At 74.5% G+C, this 22,618-nt stretch carries 18 protein-coding genes, 1 tRNA gene and 1 riboswitch; of the genes, 11 read left to right on the forward strand and 8 right to left on the reverse strand.

The features are described 5' to 3' along the window. Window positions 1-48: 48 nt before the first annotated feature. Window positions 49-1,548 carry an aminopeptidase P family protein gene (locus tag ACFVUY_RS01860; RefSeq protein ID WP_387726704.1) on the reverse strand — a complete coding sequence of 500 codons (1,500 nt, stop codon included), beginning with the start codon at window positions 1,546-1,548 and terminating at the stop codon, window positions 49-51. Between the two features lie 126 nt (window positions 1,549-1,674). After that, a complete protein-coding gene (locus tag ACFVUY_RS01865) occupies window positions 1,675-3,126 on the reverse strand; it encodes a PP2C family protein-serine/threonine phosphatase (RefSeq protein WP_387688779.1) in 1,452 nt (483 codons plus the stop codon). Between the two features lie 617 nt (window positions 3,127-3,743). On the opposite strand from ACFVUY_RS01865, the gene ACFVUY_RS01870 reads away from it, so the two are divergent. After that, window positions 3,744-4,388, forward strand: coding sequence for a bifunctional DNA primase/polymerase (locus ACFVUY_RS01870; RefSeq protein WP_387688781.1), 645 nt, complete (start codon window positions 3,744-3,746; stop codon window positions 4,386-4,388). Between the two features lie 299 nt (window positions 4,389-4,687). On the opposite strand, the gene ACFVUY_RS01875 is transcribed toward ACFVUY_RS01870, so the two are convergent. The 4 genes from ACFVUY_RS01875 to ACFVUY_RS01890 all read right to left on the reverse strand — a co-directional run bounded on the left by ACFVUY_RS01875 (window position 4,688) and on the right by ACFVUY_RS01890 (window position 9,049). Beyond that, a complete protein-coding gene (locus tag ACFVUY_RS01875; RefSeq protein ID WP_387688783.1) occupies window positions 4,688-5,671 on the reverse strand; it encodes a DUF5926 family protein in 984 nt (327 codons plus the stop codon). A gap of 69 nt (window positions 5,672-5,740) precedes the next feature. Beyond that, on the reverse strand, window positions 5,741-6,316 hold the full coding sequence (locus ACFVUY_RS01880; protein WP_387726706.1) for an ATP-binding protein: 576 nt from the start codon (window positions 6,314-6,316) through the stop codon (window positions 5,741-5,743). Between the two features lie 347 nt (window positions 6,317-6,663). Next, window positions 6,664-7,488: a glycerophosphodiester phosphodiesterase gene (locus ACFVUY_RS01885; RefSeq protein WP_387688787.1), complete on the reverse strand. Its 825-nt coding sequence runs from the start codon at window positions 7,486-7,488 to the stop codon at window positions 6,664-6,666. Window positions 7,489-7,630: 142 nt separating this feature from the next. Continuing rightward, complete coding sequence (locus ACFVUY_RS01890; protein ID WP_387726708.1) at window positions 7,631-9,049, reverse strand: purine-cytosine permease family protein; 1,419 nt, start codon at window positions 9,047-9,049, stop codon at window positions 7,631-7,633. Then, window positions 9,042-9,186: riboswitch (TPP riboswitch) on the reverse strand. Its footprint overlaps the gene before it by 8 nt. A 244-nt stretch (window positions 9,187-9,430) precedes the next feature. Here ACFVUY_RS01890 and ACFVUY_RS01895 point away from each other — a divergent pair. From ACFVUY_RS01895 to ACFVUY_RS01915, 5 genes are all read left to right on the forward strand, one after another. Beyond that, the gene (locus ACFVUY_RS01895) at window positions 9,431-11,278 is read left to right on the forward strand and encodes a S1C family serine protease (RefSeq protein ID WP_387726710.1); all 1,848 of its coding nucleotides are present in this window, start codon (window positions 9,431-9,433) and stop codon (window positions 11,276-11,278) included. A 63-nt stretch (window positions 11,279-11,341) separates the two neighbouring features. Continuing rightward, window positions 11,342-11,429: transfer RNA gene (locus ACFVUY_RS01900), tRNA-Ser, on the forward strand. Window positions 11,430-11,592: 163 nt separating this feature from the next. Continuing rightward, window positions 11,593-12,420 (forward strand): MerR family transcriptional regulator, encoded by an 828-nt coding sequence (locus tag ACFVUY_RS01905; protein WP_387688793.1) that lies wholly within the window; start codon window positions 11,593-11,595, stop codon window positions 12,418-12,420. Window positions 12,421-12,465: 45 nt separating this feature from the next. Continuing rightward, window positions 12,466-13,689, forward strand: a complete 1,224-nt coding sequence (locus ACFVUY_RS01910) for an MFS transporter (RefSeq protein WP_387726712.1) — start codon at window positions 12,466-12,468, stop codon at window positions 13,687-13,689. A gap of 126 nt (window positions 13,690-13,815) precedes the next feature. Next, on the forward strand, window positions 13,816-15,180 hold the full coding sequence (locus ACFVUY_RS01915; RefSeq protein WP_387726714.1) for an FAD-binding oxidoreductase: 1,365 nt from the start codon (window positions 13,816-13,818) through the stop codon (window positions 15,178-15,180). 304 nt (window positions 15,181-15,484) lie between these two features. Here the strand turns inward: ACFVUY_RS01915 and ACFVUY_RS01920 are convergent, their stop codons facing one another. Beyond that, window positions 15,485-15,640, reverse strand: coding sequence for a hypothetical protein (locus tag ACFVUY_RS01920; protein ID WP_387726716.1), 156 nt, complete (start codon window positions 15,638-15,640; stop codon window positions 15,485-15,487). On the opposite strand from ACFVUY_RS01920, the gene ACFVUY_RS01925 reads away from it, so the two are divergent. Next, window positions 15,639-15,968 (forward strand): hypothetical protein, encoded by a 330-nt coding sequence (locus ACFVUY_RS01925; RefSeq protein WP_387726718.1) that lies wholly within the window; start codon window positions 15,639-15,641, stop codon window positions 15,966-15,968. The genes ACFVUY_RS01920 and ACFVUY_RS01925 overlap by 2 nt on opposite strands. Window positions 15,969-16,434: 466 nt before the next feature. Then, on the forward strand, window positions 16,435-17,223 hold the full coding sequence (locus ACFVUY_RS01930) for a pyridoxal 5'-phosphate synthase (RefSeq protein WP_380547511.1): 789 nt from the start codon (window positions 16,435-16,437) through the stop codon (window positions 17,221-17,223). Window positions 17,224-17,320: 97 nt separating this feature from the next. Here the strand turns inward: ACFVUY_RS01930 and ACFVUY_RS01935 are convergent, their stop codons facing one another. Continuing rightward, window positions 17,321-18,388: a DMT family transporter gene (locus ACFVUY_RS01935; RefSeq protein ID WP_387726720.1), complete on the reverse strand. Its 1,068-nt coding sequence runs from the start codon at window positions 18,386-18,388 to the stop codon at window positions 17,321-17,323. 152 nt (window positions 18,389-18,540) lie between these two features. On the opposite strand from ACFVUY_RS01935, the gene ACFVUY_RS01940 reads away from it, so the two are divergent. The 3 genes from ACFVUY_RS01940 (at window position 18,541) to ACFVUY_RS01950 (ending at window position 22,604) form a co-directional block, all read left to right on the forward strand. Next, window positions 18,541-19,413: a DUF1906 domain-containing protein gene (locus ACFVUY_RS01940; RefSeq protein WP_387726722.1), complete on the forward strand. Its 873-nt coding sequence runs from the start codon at window positions 18,541-18,543 to the stop codon at window positions 19,411-19,413. Between the two features lie 44 nt (window positions 19,414-19,457). Further along, the gene (locus ACFVUY_RS01945) at window positions 19,458-20,714 is read left to right on the forward strand and encodes a hypothetical protein (protein ID WP_387726724.1); all 1,257 of its coding nucleotides are present in this window, start codon (window positions 19,458-19,460) and stop codon (window positions 20,712-20,714) included. Between the two features lie 228 nt (window positions 20,715-20,942). Then, window positions 20,943-22,604: a long-chain fatty acid--CoA ligase gene (locus ACFVUY_RS01950; protein ID WP_387688816.1), complete on the forward strand. Its 1,662-nt coding sequence runs from the start codon at window positions 20,943-20,945 to the stop codon at window positions 22,602-22,604. Window positions 22,605-22,618 lie beyond the last annotated feature (14 nt).

Consider the following 22,618-nt stretch of genomic DNA (forward strand, 5'->3'; position numbering starts at 1 on the left):
GAGGCCGGGCCCTTCACCGTGACCTCGTCACGGCCGTCGTGCGGCGGCTCAGGCGAGCGAGGCCATCCAGGCCTCGACGTCCTCGGCGCTGCGGGGCAGGCCGGCCGAGAGGTTCTCGTTGCCGTCGGCGGTGACCAGGATGTCGTCCTCGATCCGGACGCCGATGCCGCGGTACTCCTCCGGCACGGTCAGGTCGTCCTGCTGGAAGTACAGCCCGGGCTCGACGGTCAGCACCATGCCGGGGACCAGCAGCGCGTCGACGTGCTCCTCGCGGCGCGAGTGGGCGCAGTCGTGGACGTCCAGGCCGAGCATGTGGCCGGTGCCGTGCAGGGTCCAGCGGCGCTGGAGGCCGAGCTCCAGGACCTTCTCGACGTCGTACACCGAGGCGTCCAGCAGGCCCCAGGCGAGCAGCCGCTCGGCCAGGACGCGCTGCGAGGCCTCGTGGAAGTCGCGGAACCGGGCGCCGGGCCGCACCGCGGCGATGCCGGCCTCCTGGGCGTCGAACACGGCGTCGTAGATCCGGCGCTGGAGCCCGGTGAAGCGGCCGTTGATCGGCAGGCTGCGGGTGACGTCGGCGGTGTAGAGGGTGCTGGTCTCCACGCCCGCGTCCAGCAGCAGCAGCTCGCCGGGGCGCACGTCGCCGTCGTTGCGCACCCAGTGCAGGGTGGTGGCGTGCGGGCCGGCCGCGGCGATGGTGCCGTAGCCGACGTCGTTGCCCTCGACCCGGGCGCGGCGCCAGAAGGTGCCCTCGATCCAGCGCTCCGAGGTGGCGACGGCCTGGCCCAGCTCGCGGACCACGTCGGTGAAGCCCTTGACGGTGGCGTCGCAGGCGGCGCGCAGCTCGCCGATCTCCCACGCGTCCTTGACCAGCCGCAGGCCGCTCAGGAACTCCTTGAAGCCGGCGTCCTTGTCCTCGTCCAGGGCGTCGGCGAGCGCGGCCTCCAGGCCGGCGTCGTAGCCGCGGACGATCCGGGTCGGCACGGCGGGGTCCGCGGCCTTCGCGGCCAGCTCCTCGGCGGCCTGGCGCACGTCGCGGGCGGGCAGGCCGAGCAGCTGCTCCTGCTCGCTCAGGCTGTGCCGGCGGCCGACCCACAGCTCGCCGTTGCCGTCCAGCCAGAACTCGCCGTTCTCGCGGTTCGAGCGGGGCAGCAGGTAGAGCACGAACGCGTGGCCGGCCTCGCCGGTCGGCTCGCCGACCAGCACCGCGTCCTCGGTCTGGTCACCGGTGAGGTGGACGTACTCGCTGGAGGCGCGGAACGCGTAGTCGGTGTCGTTGGAGCGGACCCGCAGGTTGCCGGCCGGGACGACCAGGCGCTCGCCGGGGAAGGCGGCGGAGAGCGCGGCGCGGCGCTCGGCCGCGTACGGGGCCTGGGCGACCGGGGAGAGGCCGTGCAGCTCGGTGTCGGCCCAGCCGGACTTCATCGAGGCGGCCAGCTCGTCGGAGATCTCGCCGTAGAGACCGTTCTTGCGGCCCTTGTGCTGCTCGGGCTCCTCGCCGCCCTCGGCCTCGGGGTTCTCGGCCACCGCGGGGGTACGGTCCTCGGTCACGTGCAACGCCTCCTTGGGGGGTGGTACCGCCGCCCCTCGGGGGAGGTGTCGGATCGCGACACGCGCGGGCGGCCGTGCGTCCATGGTACGGACGCCGGGCCGCCCGCCCCTTTCGGGTCCGAACCTTCACTCGAAGCGGGCCGCCAGCAGCATCAGGTCGTCGGTGGCGGTGCCCGCGGCCGGCGGGGCCGGGCAGACGGCCAGCAGGTGGGCGCAGAGCCGGTCCGGGTCGATCCGCACGTCGCGCGGGGCGTCGGCGGCGGCGCGGCGCAGGTTGGCCTGCCCGGCGTGCAGGGTCGGGCCGAAGCGGCGGGCCAGGCCCTCGGTGTAGAGCAGCAGGGTGTCTCCGCGCTCGGCGGTGAACTCGACCCCGGGGGCCTCCCAGCAGGCCAGCATGCCGAGCGGGGCGGAGAGCGAGGTCTCGACGAACTCGGCGCCGTGCCGGCCGACCAGGACCGGCGGGCAGTGCCCGGCGCCGGCCAGGGTGACCCGGCGCTCCTCGGGCTCGACCCAGGCGTAGACGGCGGTGGCGGAGCGGCTCGGCTCGGTGGTCTTGAGCAGCAGTTCCAGGTCCCCCAGGACGGAGACCGGGTCCTCGCCCTCCAGCACCGCGTACGCCCGCAGCGCGGCCCGGACCCGGCCCATCGCGGCGGCCGCGCCGGGGGCGGAGCCGGGGCCCGCGCCGGGGCCGTCGCCGGAGACGGAACCGACGGTGAGGCCGATGGTGCCGTCCGGCAGCGGGATCGCGTCGTACCAGTCGCTGCCGGCGGAGCGCTCCAGCCCGGCGGGGACGAGCCGGGCGGCCAGCCGCAGCCCGGCGGCCTGGGGGAGGCGGTCCGGCAGCAGGCCGCGGCGCAGCGCCTCGGTGGTGCGCGCGATCCGGTCCGCCTCCAACTGCTTGGCGAGCAGCGGGGCGGCGATCTCGCAGTAGTGGCGGGCCAGTTCGCGCTGGCATTCGGTCGGTTCGGCGGGCTCGTCGTAGAACCAGAGGGCGGCGGCGAGCGGGCCGTCCTCGGCGGTGGCGAGCGGCAGGCCGTAGGCGCCGCCGAGGCCGAGGTGGACGGCGAGTTCGCGCAGCCGGGCGCCGATGGCCGGGTCCTCGGCGAGGTCGCGGGAGTGCAGCCGGGCGGGCCGGTCCCGTTCGCGCAGCAGCCGGGCCAGCAGGCTCTGCTCGGTCGGGACGGTCTCCAGGGCGCCGAGGCTGGCGCGGTCGAGGCCGAAGCCGACCGGCTGTCCGGGACCGCCGCCGGGCCGCCTGGTGACCAGCACGCCGCGCCGGGCGCCGAGCAGGGCGGCGCCGGAGGCGAGGACGGTGTCCAGGGTGGCGGCCAGGCCGCGGGTGCGGGCGAGCCGCTCGGTGTGCTCGTGCAGGCTGGTGATTTCGGACAGGCGTCCGGCCAAACGGTCCTGCACGGCGGCGGACGGCGCCGTGCGGGCGTCCGTGGTGCCGTCCAGGGCGTCGACGGGGCCGGGCAGGTCCGGCAGGTCGAGGACGGTGAGCCCGCCTGCGCAGCCGGGTTCGCCCGGCTCGGCGGTCGTCGTCGACGGGAGGGCCGTCGACGGGTGGGACTCGTTCATGCCGTCACTCCTGACGCGGTGCTACGTGCCATGCGAAACCCCCAGATACGGCCAATGTGGAGCGAGCACGGCCTTAGGGCGCGTTTCGCCTCGATTCGCTACTACTCGTCATTGATCGACAGCAATGCCACCACTTCTACACAGGCCATTCGGGGCATGTCCAGATCCAGGACGACGCGGTGGCCTGTTCCACATCCATCGCGACCCGGTCGGGGGGCGCGCGGGGTTGGTACGCGCGCCGGTCGGGCCGGGAGGCATGGAGCGGGCCGCGAACGGGCAGAACCGGGAGGACGGCCCGGGCGGCCGTCCGGATCGTATGTCCGTGCCGCCCGTGAGCCGGGCTGGCCGGAACTCTCTCACTCGTACGGTGGAACCAAGCGTGCCCGGGCGGCGTCCATCCGTCGCGTACGGGATTCTCGTTCCAAGGGCTGTGCTGGTGCGCGGCCCTTTCATGTCGTGCTCCACACCCGCTCCACGTCGAAGCCGCGCCGCCCGCCCTGCCGCCCGCCCCGCGCCGCGCCGCCCGGGAACCGTGCCGCGGCGGGCCCGCACGGAGGATCCCGACGGACGCCGGCGGGGCGGAGCGAACCGAGCGGTCAGGGAAAGGAACGAGCGCCATGCGTGAGAATCCGAAGGACCGGTCGGAGGAGCGTTCCGCCCGGCTCGCCGCGGCCCTGGCGGCCGCCGTCGACCACCGCTGGCCCGTGGTGCCGGGCGCCGTGCTGCGCGACGGCCGGTGCTCCTGCGGCGACCTGGACTGCACCGTCCCCGGCGCGCACCCCCACGACCCCTCGCTGCTGGCCGCCACCACGGACGCCCGGATGGTGCGCTGGTGGTGGGAGCGGCAGAGCCCGGACGCGCCGGTGCTGGCCGCCACCGGCTCCACGGTCTCGGCGGTCAGCCTGCCCGCGGCGGCCGGCGCCCGGGCGCTGGTCTACCTGGGAGCGCTGCGGCTGCCGCTCGGACCGGTGCTGGCGATGCCGGGCCGCTACGCGCTGTTGGTGGCCCCGTACTCGCTGGACGTGCTCGGTGAGATGCTCGCCCAACTCCCTTGGGTTCCGGGCTCGTTGCGCTATCACGGGCCGGGTGGCTTCCTGGCGCTGCCGCCCGGCGGCGCGGCCGGGGGCCGGGGGAGGGTGCGCTGGGTGCTGGCACCGCGGCCGGGCGCCGGCGGCGGGGTCTGGCTGCCGCAGGTCGGGCCGCTGCTGGGGGAGTTGGTGGAGGCGGCGGTCCGGTTGGACAGCGGACGCTCGGCCTACTGAGGACCGCGGGTGCCGGGCGGGGCGCCGGGGCCGTCCGCGGGACGGGTCCGGGGCCTGTGCGTGGGGCGGGTCCGGGGCCTGTGCGAGGGCTCGCGCCGGGACCTCCGCCGGGGCCTTCACCGGGGCGTTCCGGAAAAACAAAAGATCCGGCCGCTGGCGACGGGGGATGCACCAGCGGCCGGACTCTTTAGACAGTAACAAGGATCTGCGCCCGCGCCAATTTCCAAGACGCCCTCCACGCCCGGAAATTGCGCGTTCACCGCGACAATGTGACGCGTATCACGCGGATCCTGCGCGCTTTAGTTCAGGGTGACCTGACGGTTCACCAGGTTCGCGCGGGCGCGCCGCTCCTCGGCGGTCAGCGGGGTCCCGTCGGCGAGCACGGCGGCGAGCCGCTCGGCGAACTCGGCGGCCGGCTTCTCGCAGTCGTCGGCGGTCATCGCGAGCGGGAGGTCCCACACCGGGACGGTCAGGCCGTGCGCGCGGAACGAGCCCACCAGGCGGGTGTCCGCGCCGAGCGAGGCCTCGCCGGCCGCGTTCAGCCGGGCCAGCGCGTCCAGCAGCTGCTCCTCCGGCACGGTCATCACCCAGCGCAGGTGGTTCTTGTCCGGAGTACCGCACCAGTAGGCGGAGTCCACGCCGGCGAGCTTCTCGGTCGGGATGGCCGAGGCGTTGGCGCGCTCCAGGGAGGCGGCGACCTCGCCGGTGGCGGCCTCGGCGTCCTCCAGCCAGAACTCGAAGCCGGTGTGCACGGTGGGCGTGAACGCGGCCCCGGCGTCCAGCAGGTCCTGCAGGCGGCGCCCGCCCGGGACGGTCCGGCGGGCCGGCACCGGGCTGCCCGGCTCGGTGGCCAGGGCCAGCTCCAGGGCGTCCGCGAGGTCGCGGCTGAGGTCGCCGGAGGCGGACTGGGTCTGCAGGCCGAGCAGGATCGAGCCGTCCTGGCGGCGCAGGGCCGGCCAGGCCAGCGGCAGCACGGTGGCCAGGGTCACCGACGGGACGTCACCGGTGGCGCCGTCCGCCACCCCGGCGGCCAGCGTCAGCGGCACCGTGGCGGCGGGCACCAGCTCGCGCAGCGCCACCCAGTCGGCCTCGCCCGACAGGCCCTCGAACGGGCGGTGCACCAGCTCCTGCACCGCGTGCGAGGCCTCCCGGCCGTGACACGCCTTGTACCGGCGGCCGGAGCCGCAGGGGCAGTCCTCGCGGGCCCCGACCACGGGGATCTCGCCCGTGACGGCGGTGGTGGACTGGCGCTGCGGCGCCTTCTTGGCGGCCTTCTTGCCCATGCTGCGGCTCTCCCGGAAACGGTGGTCCTGTGTTCCGGGAAGCCTAACGACACATTCCCCGCGCCCGGCTCACGCGCTACGGGCATCGCCCCCGGTGCGCCGGGCGTGCCGGGCCCGGGCGGGCAGCGCCGCCCAGACCGTGACCTCGCCGGGGGCGTCGCGCACGCCCCAGTCGCTGGCCAGCTGGTCGACGATGCTCAGGCCGCGGCCGCCGCGCGAGGTCAGCGAGGGACTCGCGGGCAGCGGCCGGGTGGCCGCCCCGCCGTCCGTGACCTCCAGGGTGAGCACCCCGTCGGCGTGCATCTGCCAGCGGACCAGCACGCCGCCGTCCGGCTCGTCCGAGCCCTCGGCGGACTCCCGGCCGCCCGGTGCGGCGCGCGTCCCGGACGGGACGCCGACCAGCACCTGCCCGAGCACCTCGGCCCGGCCGCTGCGGCCCAGGGCCGGCAGCGGGCCGAGCGGACGGGCGTATCGACAGGCGTTGCTCAACAGCTCGGAAAGGATCAGAACAGCATCATCGATGACCGGTTCCGGTATCTGCCGGTCACCCAGATCTCGACGCAGTCGGCGCCGTGCGACCCCGACACTCGCTGGGCCGTGCGGCACTGCCATGGTCGATGAAGTCGGCACTTCACGCGCCACCATCAACGCCACCCCCGGACCTCCTTCAGCGTATGCCGAGGGAGAGATGCCCCTTGGTAATGCGTCGGAAACGAGCACCGGACGATCCCGCGAGCCCATTTCGAGTGCGGCGACCGACGGTCGACATCAGGTCATTCCGTGCTCACCCTCTGTCGCCCGGGTGCAAGAATTCCGGCAATTTCGCGCAAGGAAGGTTTGACTGCCGACCAGAGTGATCGGACCGGAGTGATCGGATCGGGAGGATCCGACCGGGCCGACCGGACGCAAGTGACCGGACGGAGCGACCGGTTCGGGGCGACCGGTTCGGGGCGACCGGTTCGGGCGGGTGCGGCCCCGGACGCGCCGGCGGATCACCGGCCGAGCTGCGCCAGCACCTCCGCGGGCCGGTTGGTGATGATCGCGGACACCCCGAGCTCCAGGCAGAGCTCGACGTCGGCCGGCTCGTCCACCGTCCACACGTGCACCTCGTGCCCCAGCTCGCGCAGCCTGGTCACCAGCTGCGGGCGGGCCCGCACCAGCTCGATGCCCGGGCCGGCGATCCGCGCCCCGCCCGGCAGCGGCGAACCCTCGCGCAGCCGGCCGAGCAGCGGCAGGGTCCGCTCGAACAGGAACACCCGCCGGTACTGCGGCGCGGCGGCGGCCACCCGGTTCAGCGCGATCGAGGAGAAGCTCATGATCCGGGCGGACGGGCGGTCGCCGCCCCGGGTCGCGCCGATCCCGAACCGCTCCAGCGTCCGCAGCAGCTCGGCCTCCACCCGGCCGCGGAAACGCACCGGGTGCTTGGTCTCGATCGCCAGGTCCACCGGGCGGCCGCACTCCACCACCAGCTCCAGCAGCCGCTCCAGCCGCAGCACGCCGCGCAGCTCCGGGTCGACGCTGGGGCGGCCGGTCTTCCAGGCGCCGAAGTCGTAGGCCTCCAGCTCGGCGAGGGTCATCGCCGAGACGGTGCCCCGGCCGTTGGAGACCCGGCCGATCCGGCGGTCGTGCACGCAGACCAGCGCGCCGTCGGCGGTGACCCGGACATCGCACTCCAGCGCGTCGGCGCCCTCGTCGAGCGCGCGCCGGTAGGCCGCGAGGGTGTGCTCGGGCAGGGCGTGGGAGGAACCGCGGTGGGCGATCACCTGGACGGACGGCACGGTGCGCGCCGCCGGCGAGGACAGGTCTGGGCTGGTCACAGGCCCAACGATAGGCGGCACAGGTGAAGCGCGGACAAAGACGGCCCCAACCTGTGGGGCCGTCTTCCTTCCCGCGGGGCCGTCCCGGCCGGGCCCGCGGGGCCGGGCCGCCCCCGCTTCGCCCGGCGCGGGGCGGGGGCGCTCAGTGCCGGTCGGCGCGGCGGGAGAGCGGGGTGAGCGCCCAGGTGACCAGGGCGGGCACCAGGAAGGCGAACAGCGAGGCGGAGGTCCACTCCTGCGGGGTGAAGTGCAGCGACTCCTGGGCCGAGGTCCAGAAGTCCGTCCACCAGCCGGCCACCTTGGTCGGTGCGATGAACTGGTAGACCGCGAAGCCCAGGGCCCACGGCAGCAGCATCGGCCAGCGGGACGGCGCGTCGGCGGAGAGGTCCCAGCCGCGCCGCCCGGCGCCGAGGAAGTAGTCCACCACGAGCACCGCCAGCAGCGGCACGAACACCGAGCCGATCAGACCGAGGAAGCCGTAGTAGGTGTCGGTGAACTCGTCGATCCGCAGCGCCAGCACGGTGATCAGCACGCCGATCGCGCCGGAGAGCACCCGGCGGTCCACCTTCGGCAGCAGGTTCTGCACCGACATCGCCGTCGAGTACACGTTGGCGAAGGACTGGTCCGTCTCGCGCAGCACCAGCACCAGCAGGAACAGCCAGCCGGCCCAGACCCCGAGGAAGGAGTCGAAGATCCGGTTCGGATCGCCGTCCGACTGCAGCAGCGCCATCAGGCCGAGCACGTAGCACCAGACCTGGGCGATCGTGTAGCCGGAGAAGCTGCCCCAGAACGCCGAGCGCGGGGTGCGCGAGTGCCGGGTGTAGTCGGCGGCCAGCGGGACGAAGGAGACCGACACCGCGATCATCGCGTCGGTGGCGCCCAGGAAGCCGTGCCAGTTGCCCGCCCCCGGGTCCGGCACGCCCTGGCGGCCCAGCTGGACGGTGAAGTACACCATCGCCACCGCGACCGCCCCGGCCACGAAGCGGCGCAGCACCGCGATCGAGCCCAGCGGCCAGATGGTCAGCGCCGTGGTCAGCGCGCCCGCGAGCAGGACGAACAGCCAGCGGTAGCCGGTGGTGTGCGCGACGGTCTGCGCGCCCGCCGAGATGGTCAGCAGCTCGAACACGCCCCAGCCGATGCACTGCACGATGTTCAGCACCGTCGGCAGGTACGACAGCCGGGTGCCGAACAGCCCGCGCAGGTTCGCCATCGCGGGGGCGCCGGTGCGGGCGCCGATCAGCGAGGCCACGCCGAGCATCGCGGTGCCGACCGCCGTACCGACCGTGATCGCGGTCACCGCGGCGGCCAGCGACAGCTCGCTGCCGGGGGCGCCGAGCACGGTAGCGGCGGTGGAGAAGCCGATCAGGCTGACGCCCAGGTTCATCCAGAGCGCGAAGTGGTCCCGGAAGCGGAGCGTGCGCGGCGGCTCGGTGTCCAGCACCAGGGGCGCTTCGACGTGCTCGGGGCGCTCCAGGACGGCGGTCGCGCCCGCGGCGGAGGCGTCCGCGCCGGGGGCGGGAACGTTCGCGCCCGAAGAAGAGGATGGCGAAGCAGGCGGCATGGCCGATACTCCCTACGCCGGCATTACCCGGACAGGTTCCGGCGGTCAGCGCCCCCTCGACCGTCCGTCACTCGTGTGGCGTACGGTCGACATGCGCACTCTCAGCCTGGTGGGTCCAAGCTCCCGCGTGTCAGTTTGGAGCGACAGGCTAACCGGCACGGGGGCGATCGCCCAAGGCCGAGGGTGCGCGGTCCGCATCGCGGGACGCCCGGCGGGGGAGGGGAGCCTCGGCCGTCGGTGCTGGCGTCGGTGCCGGTGTCGGGTGTCGGCGTCTGCGTCGGCTAAGGATTCTTATGAGTTCTTCAGAGGGGTCCTTACGGCAATCGAATCGACAGTGCGAAAAACTATGGTCCTTGGTTCTGCCAGCTATGGAGGTCGTCCGTGAGCACCGAGCGCGAGGTTGGGCCCACCGGGCCGCAGGGGGAGCAGCCCGCCGGGCCGGGGGCGGCCGAGTCCGCTTCCGAAGGCCCCGCTCAGGGTGGGCACCAGCCGACCATGGCCTTCCGGCGGGTGCCCGAGCCGGAGTCGGGCGCCGTCGAGGCCGCCCCCGTCGAGGCGGCGCCGCCCGTCGACGCCGTCGCGGCCGAGGGTGTCCCGGCCGAGGGCGGGCACAAGCCCACCGTCGCCTTCACCAAGGTGCCCGCACCGGAGGCCCCCGCGGCCCCTGCGGCGCCCGCCGCCGAGCAGCCGGCCGTCGACCCGGTCACCGGCTACATCGACGCGCCGCCGCCGGTCCTGCCGCCCGCCCCGCAGGCTCCGGTGGCCCCGGCCGCCGCGCCCGCCCCGGCGCTGCCGCCGACGGCCGACAACCCGTACGCCACCCCGACCCACGGCGTCCCGGCGGCCGGCCCGCACGAGGGCTACGGCGCCGCTCCGGCCGTGCCCGCCGCCCCCGCCGCGCACGAGGGCTACGGCGCCGCTCCGGTCGCGCCCGCCGCCCCCGCCGCGCACGGCCACCACCCCTTCGGGGCCGGTCAGCCGCTCGGCGGCTGGGGCCCCACCCACGACTCCACCTCCGGCGGCGCGGGCTACCCCGGCGGCCCGGCGGGCCCGCTCGGCTACCCGGCGGACTACCCCGGCGGTCCGGCCGGCCCCGGCGGCCCGCGCAAGAAGCGCGGCGGCCTGGTCGCCCTGATCGCGGCCGTCGCGCTGGTCGCCGGTGTGGCCGGCGGCGTGCTCGGCGTGACCGCCACCGACAACGCCGACCGCGACAGCTCCGCGAACGACCACCGCAGCACCACCGTGCAGGCCAGCGACACCCAGAAGAACGAGCCCGCCCCCGGCTCGATCGCCGCCATCGCGCAGAAGGCGCTGCCCAGCGTCGTCACCATCAAGGCGCAGGGCAACGGCGAGTCGGGCACCGGCACCGGCTTCGTCTTCGACACCGAGGGCCACATCCTCACCAACAACCACGTGGTCGCGCCGACCCTCAACGGCGGCAAACTGACCGTCAAGTTCGCCGACGGCAGCTCCTACAGCGCCTCCGTGCTGGGCCACGCCGAGGGCTACGACGTCGCCGTGGTCAAGATCGACAACCCGCCGAAGAGCAAGCTGACCCCGCTGCCGCTGGCCGACTCCGACAAGGTCAACGTCGGTGACGCCACCGTCGCGATCGGTGCGCCGTACGGCCTGGAGTCCACCGTCACCAGCGGCATCATCAGCGCCAAGGACCGCCCGGTGGCCTCCGGCGACGACACCGGCTCGCAGGCCTCGTACATGAACGCCCTGCAGACCGACGCCTCGATCAACCCCGGCAACTCCGGCGGCCCGCTGCTCGACTCCGGCGGCGCGGTGGTCGGCATCAACTCGGCGATCCAGTCCAACGCCTCCGCCAACGGCCGGGCCGGCAGCATCGGCCTGGGCTTCGCCATCCCGATCAACCAGGCCAAGTGGGTCGCGGACACCCTGATCAAGACCGGCAAGCCGGTCTACGCCAAGCTCGACGTGCTGCGCAACGACGACTACAAGGGCGACGGCGCGCAGATCCAGACCAAGGACATCCAGGGCCAGCCGGCCGTCACCCCCGGCGGTGCGGCCGACAAGGCCGGCCTCAAGCCGGGCGACGTCATCACCAAGCTCGGCGGCGTGCCGATCGACAACGGCCCGGCCCTGGTCAGCCGGATCTGGACGCACAAGCCCGGCGAGACCGTCGACGTCGAGTACACCCGCAACGGCCAGACCCTCAACACCAAGGTCACCCTCGGTCAGCGCGAGGGCGACCAGCCGTGACCCCCGCCCGCACCGAAACGTGTGCGCCGAACCCCGCCGGACCCGTTAGGCTGACCTCCGCCTGGAGAGCTGCCCGAGCGGCCTAAGGGAACAGTCTTGAAAACTGTCGTGCGGTGACCCCGTACCGTGGGTTCGAATCCCACGCTCTCCGCCGGTAGGAGAACCACCTGCTCAGGGCGGGTGCCGAGTTCGCTCGGCACCCGCCCTCGGTGTTTCCCGGGCGGTCGCGGGCGCAGGCCGCGGAACCGTCGTGGAACGGATGCGGGCGGCCGGGTTGACCCTGACACGGTGGCAGGGGATGGAGTGGTCGCACCATGTTGAACATCGGAGACTTCGCCAGCCACGGCCGGGTGTCGGTACGGATGCTGCGCCACTACGACGCGATCGGGCTGCTGCGGCCCGCCCGGGTGGACCCGGTCAGCGGGTACCGCTCCTACGAGGCGTCCCAACTGGCCCGGCTCAACCGGGTGATCGCGCTCAAGGAGCTCGGCTTCACCCTGCAGCAGGTGCGCGCCGTCCTGGACGAGCAGGTGGACGCGGCCGAACTGCGCGGCATGCTGCGGCTGCGGCGGGCCCAGCTCGCCGAGGCGATCGCCGCCGACGAGCTGCGGCTCGCCCGGGTGGAGGCGAGGCTCCGAACGATCGAGAGCGAGGGGACCATGTCCGCACACGATGTCGTGGTGAAGCCGGTGCCGTCCGTCCGGGTGGCCCAACTGGCCGGTGCGGCCGCGAGTTACGAGCCGGAGGACATCGGCCCGGTGATCGGGCCGCTGTTCGCCGAACTGTGCCGGAGGCTGGCCGCGGCCGGGGTCGAGGCGGCCGGCCCGTCCGTCGCCCGCTACCAGGACGCGCCGGAGGGCAACGGCTCGGTGCTGGTCCTGGTGGCCGTCCCGGTGGGCCCGTCGGTGCGGCCGGGTGAGCACGACTTCGAGGTGCTCGACCTGCCGCCGATCGAGGAGGCGGCGACGATCGTGCACCGCGGCCCGATGGACGACGTGCTGGGCACCGGCCAGGAACTGGCCCGCTTCATCGAGGAGAACGGCTACCGCTCGGCCGGCTACGCCCGGGAGCTGTACTTGGAGTGCCCGGAGGACCGGGCCGGGTGGGTCACCGAGCTGCAGGAGCCGGTGGTCCGGCGGTAGCCGCGCTTGCCCTCGACCGGGTCGAGGGCCCTAGCGTCGCCCGGCATGACCACTGCCACTGCCACTGCCACTGCCACTGTCGGTTCGCGGGCCGCGCTGCCGCGGAGGTACCTGCTCTGGCTGGCCGGTGTCCAGGCCGGACTGCTGGGCGACGCCGCGCTGTACTTCGCCCTCGGCTGGGCCGCCTCCGCGCACGGCGGCGGCGCGGCCGGGCTGGTCCTGACGGCGATCACGGTGCCGCGCACCGCGCTGGTCCTGCTGGGCGGCGCGGTCGCGGACCGCTTCGGCGCCCGTCGGGTGATGCTCGCCGGGGACACGGTGATGCTGGTCGCGACCGGTGCGCTGGCGCTGGTGGCGGCCTCCCGGGGGACGCCGCTGTGGCTGCTGGTCGCGGCGGCGGCCGTGATCGGGACGGTCGACGCCTTCTACCTCCCGGCCGGCGGTTCGATGCCCCGCCGGCTGGTGCCCGCGGACCGGCTGCCCCGCGCGCTCGCCCTGCGGCAGGCCGGCGGGCAGAGCGCCGTCCTGCTCGGCGCACCGCTGGGCGGCCTGCTGGTCGCGGCCGGCGGGCTGTCCTGCGCGGCGCTCGCGGACGCGGCGAGTTTCGGGGTCGTGTTGTTGGTCCTGCTGCGGGTGCGGCCCCCGGAGGACGGGCCGTCCGGTCCGCGGGCCGGACTGCTCCGCGAGGCGGCGTCCGGCGTCCGGCTCGCCGTGGCCGACCCGCTGCTGCGGGCCGCCCTGCTGCTCACCGGCGCGGCGGCCGGGGCGCTGCTGCCGGTGGTGTCGCTGCTCGGTCCGCTGCTCGCCCGGACGCACGGCTGGGCGGCCGGGACGGCGGGACTGGTGGGCGGCGGCCAGGCGGCCGGGGTGCTGGCGGTGGCCGGCCTGATCGCCCGGCGGGGCACCTTGCCCCGGGCGGGGGTGGGGGCGGCGGCCGGGCTCTGCGTGGCCTCGGTGGGGATCGCGCTGCTGGCGTCGGCCGCGGGGCCGGTGGCGGCGGTGGCCGGCAGCGCGGTGGCGGGCCTCGGCTCGGGGCTGTTCGCCTGCCACCTCGGCCCGCTCGTGCTGGCCGGCGCGCCGCCGACCCATCTCTCCCGGGTCCAGGCACTGCTGACGCTCGTGCAGAGCCTGGCGCTGGTGCTCTCGAACTCCCTGCTGGGCCTGCTCGCGGACGCGGCGGGCGCGGCCCTGCCCACCCTGCTCTGCGCCCTGGCCACCGCCGCCGCCGGGCTCACCGCCCTGGCCGCCCCGGCTCTCCGCCGGGCCTGAGCCACCCCGCGTTCCCCGGTCCGTTCGCCTCCTGTTCCCCGACCGCCCCGCGGCCCACTTGCCCGGCCCCGGTCGTCCGGGCAGAGTGCGGAGGTGGAGGCGGGCGGGCGGCGAGTGGAGGCGGCGATGAGTGATCTGACGGACCGACTGGCGCAGGGCCTCCCGGAGGGGGCCGTCGTGGTGGATCCGGACGTGACCGCCGCGTACCGCCACGACATGGCGGGCTTCTGCGCGGCCGGGCAGCCCGCGGTGGTGGTGTTCCCGGAGACGGTCGAGCAGGTGCAGCACGTGCTGCGCACCGCGACCGGGTTGCGCGTGCCGGTGGTGCCGCAGGGGGCCCGGACCGGGTTGTCGGGTGCGGCGAACGCGGTGGACGGCTGCGTCGTGCTGTCGCTGGTGAAGCTGAACCGGATCCTGGAGATCGACCCGGTGAACCGGATCGCGGTGGTCGAGCCCGGCGTGGTGAACGCCGAACTCTCCCGTGCTGTCGAGGAGTTGGGGCTCTCGTATCCGCCGGACCCGTCCAGCTGGGAGTCCTGCACGATCGGCGGCAACATCGGTACCGGGGCGGGCGGGCTCTGCTGCGTGAAGTACGGCGTCACCAGCGAGTACGTGCTCGGGCTGGACGTGGTACTGGCGGACGGGCGGCTGCTGTCCACCGGGCGCCGGACGGCGAAGGGCGTGGCCGGGTACGACCTGACCAGGCTGTTCGTCGGCTCGGAGGGGACGCTCGGTGTGGTGGTCCGGGCGGTTCTGTCGCTGCGGCCGGCGCCCGCTCCGCAGTTGGCGCTGGCGGCGGAGTTCCCGAGCGCGGACGCTGCCGGTGCGGCGGTCTGCGAGGTGATGGCGCGCGGTCTGACCCCGTCGCTGATGGAGCTGATGGACGCGGTCTCGGTGCGGGCCGTCAACGAGTTGGGTCGGATGGGTCTGCCGGAGTCCACCCGGGCGCTGCTGCTGGTGGCCTTCGACGGGCCGGACCGGGTGGCCGAGCTGGCGCGGGTCGCGGAGCTGTGCCGGGAGGCCGGGGCGGCGGAGGTGGTGCCGGCCGAGGACCAGGCGGAGTCCGATCTGCTGCTGGCCGCCCGGCGGATGGCGCTGCCCGCGCTGGACCGGCTGGGCACCACGATGATCGACGACGTGGCCGTGCCGCGTTCCCGGCTGGCGGAGATGCTGAACGGTGTCGCGGCGATCGCCGAGCGGCACGGGCTGACCATCGGGGTGGTCAGTCACGCGGGGGACGGCAACACCCACCCGATCGTCATCTTCGACGCCTCGGACGAGGAGCAGACGGCCCGTGCCCAGCGCTCCTTCGACGAGATCATGGCGCTCGGGCTGGAGCTGGGCGGCACGATCACCGGGGAGCACGGGGTGGGGCTGCTGAAGCGGGACTGGCTGGCCCGTGAGCTGGGCCCGGTGGCACTGGACCTGCAGCGGCAGCTGAAGGCGGTCTTCGATCCGCTGGGAATTCTGAATCCCGGCAAGATGATCTGATTTCCACTGAGTCATCTCGTCGGATCGGGCGAAGTCTTCACTCCTGCTGCCCTGGTGTGACATTCCGATGGTCGGTGAATGGTCGGAAAGTCGACATGGAAGGGTGACCGAACTTTTCGGGGGCGCGTTCATGGGTTCGCATGCGCCGGGGTGGTGCGACCGGCGGACCGTGTGACGCCGTTTGCGCCGCTCGCCGAGGCGCCCCGATCCTCGGCCGTCCGGGTGAATTCCCAGCTTGGAAGGGGTGCATCGACGCATGGTCCGGTTTTGCGGCCCGCCATGCGCCGCTCGGCTGGATATCACGCTAACGGGGGAAAATCACTGTGGGAGCTAGTGCTTTGTCGATTTGTTGCGGAAGGCTGTGTTCCGGCGTCGCAGCCCGCAGGTGTTCGTCCGGTCGACGAACCTTGCACACCTTGATCGACCATTGCCCGGTGAACAGCTCCTTGGAGGCATTCATGGCTCGCATCCATACCCGTCGAACAGTCGGACTACTGTTCGCCGGCCCACTCGCGGCCGGTCTGCTGCTGGCCGGTGCCGGTGGTGCCGCCGCCGACGACGGTGCGGGTGCCGAGGGCGGCTCCAACGCCGGAGCGGTCTCCACCACCGGTACCGGCAACGTGTTCGGCGGGGTCGACGGCAACTACGTCTCCACCCAGCAGACCGCCACCGGTTCCGGCGGCTCGAACCAGGACAACACCGTCGCGGTGAAGGACAACGCGGGGAACGTCCAGGCCGGTCAGGGCAACAAGGACGTCAACGTCGTCGTCGCCCCGACCTTCAACTGACCGCCGTGATGCGGCACCGGGCACCACGGAAGGCGGGGGCGCCGGACGTGGGTGGCCGCGGCTGAGCTGAGCAGCCGCGGACGGGCCCGGACCGGGTCGGAACGGCCGGATCGGTTGGAACGGTTGTAACGGAAACCGAGGTACCACCGCAGGACAGCAGAGGGAACAGCGCGTTCGACCGGCCGCGGAAAGGGTCACCGCGAAACCGGCCTCGTGGGCGGTGCCGACACCGGCACCGCCCACAAGCGTGTCCGGTGCCGGCACGTCCGGCGCCCGCCCCGGAACCGCCCGCCGCCCGCCCCGGAACCGCCCGCCGACCGGCCCGGATCCGTCCACGGAGGGCCCGCGCCCGGAGCCGTGGGCGTACGGCGGTACGGTTGCGCTCCGACAGCGCACCACGTGCCCGGGCCCGAAGGGCCGGCCCGGCCGGGGCGGCGACCGCGGCAATCGGAAGGAAGGGCGCGCGATGGCGGCGGAGGAGGAGGGCCTGACGGGCCCGGGCGAGGCCAGGCCTGCACCGGAGCCCGCGGCGGACACGCGCCCGGAGCCGTCCGCCGAGCCGGTCCACGAGCACCGGTCCGGGCCCAGGTCCGTCCCCGAGCTGCTGCTCGGCCGCCCCCCGATGGCCCGCCCGCTGCCCTCCTTCGACCATGCGGCCGCCCCCACCGAGCCCGGGCCGCTGTTCGTGGACTGGCTCGCCACCGCGCTGCACGCCGGAGTACTGGACCCGCAGGCCTTCACCCTCTCGACCGTCGACGCCGACGGCATGCCGGACGCCCGGGTGCTGGTGCTGCGCGACGTCGACGCGGCCGGCACCGGCTGGAACTTCTCCGCGGCCGCCGACAGCCCCAAGGGCCGTCAGCTCGCCGGTCACCCGGCCGCCGCGCTGACCGTCTACTGGCCGCAGCTGGGCCGCCAGGTCCGGGTGCGCGGCACCGTCGAGCGGGCCGCCGACCTGGTCGCCGCCGCCGAGTTCGCCACCCGCTCGCCCGCCGCCCGGGTCGGCGCGCTGGTCGGGCGGCAAAGCGAGCCGCTGGGCTCGGTCGACGAGTACGACGAGGCGGAGGCGGTCGCCCGCCGCCGGCTGGAGACGTACCCGGACGCGGTCGCGCCGGGGCACGCGGTCTACACCCTGTGGGCGCACGAGGTGGAGTTCTGGCAGGGCGACGCCCAGCGCCGGCACATCCGGCTGCGCTACACCCGTACCGGCCCGGTCAGTTCCCCGGAGTGGTCGCGCACCCTGCTCTGGCCGTAGGGCGTCCCTGGGGCAGGCCGTTCCGGAGCAGGCCGCCCCGGAACAGGCCGTCCCGGGGCGCGCCTCCCCGGCGGAGGATCCCTCCGGGGAGGCGCGGCTACCGCCGCCCGGTCAGCGTGGCGCCCACGCTGGCCGCGACCACACAGCCGATCCCGGCCAGCTGCGGCACGCCCAGCAGCTGGCCCAGCACCACCAGCCCGACCAGCGCGCTGACCGCCGGCTCCAGGCTGACCAGCACGCTGAACACCCGCTGCGGCATCCGTCGCAGCGCGGTCATCTCCAGCGCGTACGGGATCACCGGCAGCAGCAGCGACACCCCGGCCACCGCGGCGAGCAGCCCCAGTGGCGAGGCGCCGGGCGCGGTCAGCCCGTCCCAGGCCTGGCCGAGCCCGAAGGGTGCCAGCGCCAGCGCGCCGACCGTCATCGACACCGCCAGGCCCTGGAAGCCCTGGAAGGTCGCGCCCACCTTGTCGGTGAACAGGATGTACAGGGCGTAGCAGGCGGCCGCCCCGAAGGCGTAGAGCAGGCCGACCGGGTCGAGCGACCCGCCGCCGTCCCCCTCGCCGAGCAGGGTCAGCAGCACCACGCCCGCGGCCGCGAGCAGGGCCCAGAGCAGGTGGCTGGCGCGCCGGGCGAAGACCAGGGCGACCGCGAGCGGGCCGAGGAACTCGATGGTGGCGGCGGTGCCCATCGGCAGCCGGTCGATCGCCCCGGCGAACAGGAAGGTCATCCCGGCCGAGGCCACGCCGAGCAGTGCGGCCGCGACGAGGTCGCGCGGGCGCTTGTCGCGGAGCTTGGGCCGGGTGACGGCGAGCAGGATGACGGCGGCGAAGCCGAGCCGCAGGAAGGTCGTGCCGCTGACGCCGAGCGGGCCGAACAGCGGCTTGGACAGGGCGATGCCGGTCTGCACCAGGAACATCGCGGTCAGACAGAGAAGCGGCGCCGGGATCCTCTCCGGGCGCCGCAGGGCCTTGCCGAACCGGCCGGTGGACCGGCCGGGGTCGATCCCGGGTGGCGCCGAGGGGCCGGAGGCCCCACCTCGTCGCCAGCTTCCCCGCTCGCCGGCAGGCTCGCCCTTGGGGGCGGGCGGCATGGCCAGGGCCTCGGCGACGGCGGCGGCCGACGACGAGGCGGCAGGGGTTTCGCTGGTATGGGAGGTGGGCATATTTGTGAGTTTGCCGTAAGGAGTGATGAACGGGCAAGCTCGTTACAAAAATCGGGACGGATGCGGACGGGTGCGTCCGAAAGGGTGGGCTCGCGCGGGCGCTGCGGCGTGGTTGCGGCAAACCCCCGACGGACCGTCAGTATCAAGGCGGGGTGCGCCTTCTCCGCCCCGCCGCCCTCCTCGCCGCCGCCCTCGTGCTCCTGCTGGCCACCGACGGGACGGGCGTGAACGCCGAAGCCACCGTCCCGGCCGCCGTCGCCGCCCCCCGCGTCCGGGCCGTCACGCTGCCCGACCGGTCCGGCCCGCCCCGGGTCCGCGACACCTGGAGCGGCCCCGCCTTCGACGCCTGCACCGCACCGTCGCTCGACACCCTGAAGACCTGGCGCGACGCCTCCCCGTACGGGGCGGTCGGCATCTACACCAGCGGCTCCCAGCGCGGCTGCGACCAGCCCCGGCTCACCGCCGAGTGGGTGCTCCAGGCGCGGGCGCTGGGCTGGCGGTTCCTGCCGGTGCACGTCGGACTGCAGGCGCCGTGCGCCGAGCTGAGCCACAAGCCCCGGCGGATCGACCCGGCGAAGGCCGCCGAGCAGGGCCGGGAGGAGGCGGACGAGGCCGCCCGGGCCCTGCGCGCGCTCGGGCTCGCCAAGGGCAGCCCGGTCTACCTGGACATCGAGGCCTACCCGGTGGGCGACCCGGCGTGCGGCCAGGCCGTGGTCGACTTCACCCTCGGCTGGACCGCGGCCCTGCACGACGCCGACTATCGCTCCGGCTTCTACTCCAGCCTCGACTCCGGCATCGCGGACCTCGCCGCCGCCGCCCGCGCCGGCAGCTCCCCGCTGCCCGACGCGCTCTGGTACGCCCGCTGGGACGACCGGGCCGACACCGACGGCTCCGGCAGCCTCGCCCCCGACCTCTGGAGCCTGCACCAGCGCGTCCACCAGTACCACGGGAACGTCGAGGAGACCTTCGGCGGCGCCACCCTCACCGTCGACCGCAACCACGTGGACGGCCCGACCGCCCACTGAGCCCCGCCGGTAGGGTGGCCCCCGATCGAGCACGGGGGAACGGCATGGCGAACGGGCAGGGGCACAGCGGCAGCACCGGCGGGTACGGCGCGCCGCCGCCGCAGAACCCGTACGGACAGCCGCCGTACGGAGAGCACCCCTATGCGCAGAACCCGTACGAGCAGAACCCGTACGCGCGGAACCCGTACGCGCAGCCGGTGCCGCCGCCGCAGCCCTACCCGCCCCGGCAGCCGCAGGCCGTCCCGCCGCAACAGGCCCACCCGGTCCACCCCGCCCCCCAACAGCCGTACGCCGCCGACCGGTTCGACGCCCCGCCGGAGCCCGGAGCCGCCCGCCCCGGCGGCTTCCCCGGCCCCGCGCCGCGCCGCAACCGCCTGGCCGTGCTGGTCCAGTTCGTCCTCCAGTGGATCTACGCGCCGCTCTGGATCCTCGGCCTGGTGCTGCTCTTCGCCGTCCTGCTCCTCGCGGACTACAACGGGGGAGGCCCCGACTCCGACGGCTGGCTGAAGGTCAACCGCAGCTTCGTCCCGCCCCGCCGGCTGCGAGCCGAACTCTCCGGCAGGCCGGAGCACTGGGAGCGCTACGTCGCCCCGATCCTGGCCCGCCGGATCGCCGCCGCCGAGGCGGCGCACGCGGCCGGCGACGGCGAGGTGCGGGCCGACCTCGGCCGGGTGATGCGGGTCGGACTCCCGCTGCGGTTCTACCGCGGTCTCGGCGCGGCCGGCGTGGTCCGGCTCGCGGAGCGGCACGGCTGGCACGGCGTGGCGTCCGGGACGGACACCGGGCACGTCCGCCTCGCCCGCCACTTCCCCGCCCCGGCCGCCCTGAACGCCCCCTCCCCGCAGGACCCGCCCGCCGCCCCCGGCACCCCGTGGGGCCCGCAGCCGGTCCGCTTCGCGCCGCTGCTGCCGTTCGTCCTCCTGCTCCAGGTCCTCTACGTCCCGGTGTACGGCCTGCTCACCTGCTGGGTGAGCCGCCCCGAGCCCGACCACTGGGACCGCTGGGGCGCCCGCTGGACCGTCGGCCCGCGCGCCTTCCGCGCCGAGTTCACCAACAGCCCCGCAGCCTGGGACCGCCACATCCGCCGCATCCTCGAACGCGACGCCGCCCGCATCCGCGCCGCCGCCCGCACCCCCGGCACCACCCCCGCGCACCGCATCCAGCTCAAGCGCGCCACCTACCGCGGCGCCGGCGCCCACCAGGCCCTGCGCATCGCCGCCGAACAGGGCTGGACCCTCGACCCGGCCTACCTCCCCGATCCCGCCAACTCCCTCCGCCTCACCCGCCCCGACCTCCCCTGACCTCCCCTGACCTCCCCGCCGCCGGGCTCCGGTGACCGTCGGGCCGCCGACGTCTGCCCGCCCCCGCGGGGCGGAGGGCGGAACCGGGACGAATCCGTGATCCGTGCAACGGGGCCGGGATACTGACAGCGGGGGGTGGGGGCGGCACAATCGGGCACGTCCGCGCGCATTACCGCCCGGTAGGTGCCGCAGGCGCAGCCCCCAGTGCCGCCAGGTCGAGGAGGACCCGTGTTCAGCACGATGCAGGACGTACCGCTCACCGTCGCCCGAATCCTGGAGCACGGGTCGACGATCCACGGCCGCTCGACCGTGACCACCTGGGACGGCACCGGGCCGGTCGTCCGGACCTATGCCGAGGTCGGCGCGCGGGCCGCGCAGCTCGCGTGCGCGCTGCGCGACGAGCTGGGGGTGACCGCGGACGACCGGGTGGCCACCTTGATGTGGAACAACACCGAACACCTGGAGGCGTACCTCGCCGTCCCCGCGATGGGGTCCGTGCTGCACACGCTGAACCTGCGGCTGCCCTCCCAGCAGCTGTCGTTCATCGTCAACCACGCCGCCGACCGCGTGATCATCGTCAACGGCACCGTCCTGCCGCTGCTCGCCGCCGTCCTCCCGGACCTCGCGCCGACCCTCAGGCACATCGTGGTGAGCGGCCCCGGCGACCGGTCGGTGCTGGCCGGTTTCGCGGGCGCCGTGCACGACTACGAGGAGCTGATCGCCGGCCGGCCCACCGAGTACCCGTGGCAGCACGACATCGACGAGCGGCGGGCCGCCGTGCTCTGCTACACCTCCGGCACCACCGGGGACCCGAAGGGCGTGCTCTACAGCCACCGCTCGGTCTACCTGCACTGCCTCCAGGTGAACACCGGCGACAACTTCGCCTTCACCCCGCGCGACACCGCGCTGCCGGTGGTGCCGATGTTCCACGTCCAGGCCTGGGGCATCCCGCACGCGGCCTTCATGTCCGGCGCCAACCTGCTCATGCCGGATCGTTTCCTCCAGCCCAAGCCGATGGCCGAGATGATCGCCGCCGTCCGCCCGACCGTCAGCGCCGCCGTCCCCACCATCTGGGCCGGCCTGCTGGACGAACTCGACGCGGGCGACTACGACACCTCCAGCCTGCGCATGGTGGTCATCGGCGGCAGCGCCTGTCCGCCGTCGCTGATGAAGGCCTACGAGGAGCGCCACGGCATCCGGGTGCTGCACGCCTGGGGCATGACCGAGACCTCCCCGCTCGGCTCCTTCGCCCAGCCGCCGGGCGGCCTCACCCCCGAGCAGGAGTGGCCGTACCGGGTCACCCAGGGCGTCTTCCCGGCCTCCGTCGAGGCCCGGCTGATCGGCCCGGGCGGCGAGCGGATGCCGCACGACGGCGTCTCGGCGGGCGAGTTGGAGGTGCGCGGCCCGTGGATCGCCGGGGCGTACTACGGCGGCGCCGGCCAGGACCCGGTCCGCCCGGACGACAAGTTCTCCGAGGACGGCTGGCTGCGCACCGGCGACGTCGGCACGATCACCGCGGACGGCTACCTGACCCTCACCGACCGGGCCAAGGACGTCATCAAGTCCGGCGGCGAGTGGATCTCCTCGGTCGAGCTGGAGAACGCCCTGATGGCCCACCCCGACGTGGCCGAGGCCGCCGTGGTCGCCGTCCCGGACGAGAAGTGGGGCGAGCGCCCGCTGGCGACCGTGGTGCTGCGCCCGGGCGCGACCGTCGGTCTGAAGGAGCTGCGGGCCTTCCTGGGCGAGCGGATCGCCTCCTGGCAGCTGCCGGAGCGCTGGGCGATCGTGGAGTCGGTGCCGAAGACCTCGGTCGGCAAGTTCGACAAGAAGGTGATCCGGGCCGGCTACGCGGCGCAGGAGCTGGACGTCACGGTGCTCGGCAAGGAGTGACCGGCCGAAAGGGC

It is taken from the genome of Kitasatospora sp. NPDC058063 (assembly GCF_042885395.1).
GTDB lineage: Bacteria > Actinomycetota > Actinomycetes > Streptomycetales > Streptomycetaceae > Kitasatospora > Kitasatospora lactacystinica.

Coding starts and splice junctions, on each gene's coding strand:
- ACFVUY_RS01865 (WP_387688779.1), bottom strand. CDS start 3,126: ATGAACGAGTCCCACCCGTCGACGGCCCTCCCGTCGACGACGACCGCC.
- ACFVUY_RS01870 (WP_387688781.1), top strand. CDS start 3,744: ATGCGTGAGAATCCGAAGGACCGGTCGGAGGAGCGTTCCGCCCGGCTC.
- ACFVUY_RS01875 (WP_387688783.1), bottom strand. CDS start 5,671: ATGGGCAAGAAGGCCGCCAAGAAGGCGCCGCAGCGCCAGTCCACCACC.
- ACFVUY_RS01880 (WP_387726706.1), bottom strand. CDS start 6,316: ATGGTGGCGCGTGAAGTGCCGACTTCATCGACCATGGCAGTGCCGCAC.
- ACFVUY_RS01890 (WP_387726708.1), bottom strand. CDS start 9,049: ATGCCGCCTGCTTCGCCATCCTCTTCTTCGGGCGCGAACGTTCCCGCC.
- ACFVUY_RS01905 (WP_387688793.1), top strand. CDS start 11,593: ATGTTGAACATCGGAGACTTCGCCAGCCACGGCCGGGTGTCGGTACGG.
- ACFVUY_RS01910 (WP_387726712.1), top strand. CDS start 12,466: ATGACCACTGCCACTGCCACTGCCACTGCCACTGTCGGTTCGCGGGCC.
- ACFVUY_RS01915 (WP_387726714.1), top strand. CDS start 13,816: ATGAGTGATCTGACGGACCGACTGGCGCAGGGCCTCCCGGAGGGGGCC.
- ACFVUY_RS01925 (WP_387726718.1), top strand. CDS start 15,639: ATGGCTCGCATCCATACCCGTCGAACAGTCGGACTACTGTTCGCCGGC.
- ACFVUY_RS01920 (WP_387726716.1), bottom strand. CDS start 15,640: ATGAATGCCTCCAAGGAGCTGTTCACCGGGCAATGGTCGATCAAGGTG.
- ACFVUY_RS01930 (WP_380547511.1), top strand. CDS start 16,435: ATGGCGGCGGAGGAGGAGGGCCTGACGGGCCCGGGCGAGGCCAGGCCT.
- ACFVUY_RS01935 (WP_387726720.1), bottom strand. CDS start 18,388: ATGCCCACCTCCCATACCAGCGAAACCCCTGCCGCCTCGTCGTCGGCC.
- ACFVUY_RS01945 (WP_387726724.1), top strand. CDS start 19,458: ATGGCGAACGGGCAGGGGCACAGCGGCAGCACCGGCGGGTACGGCGCG.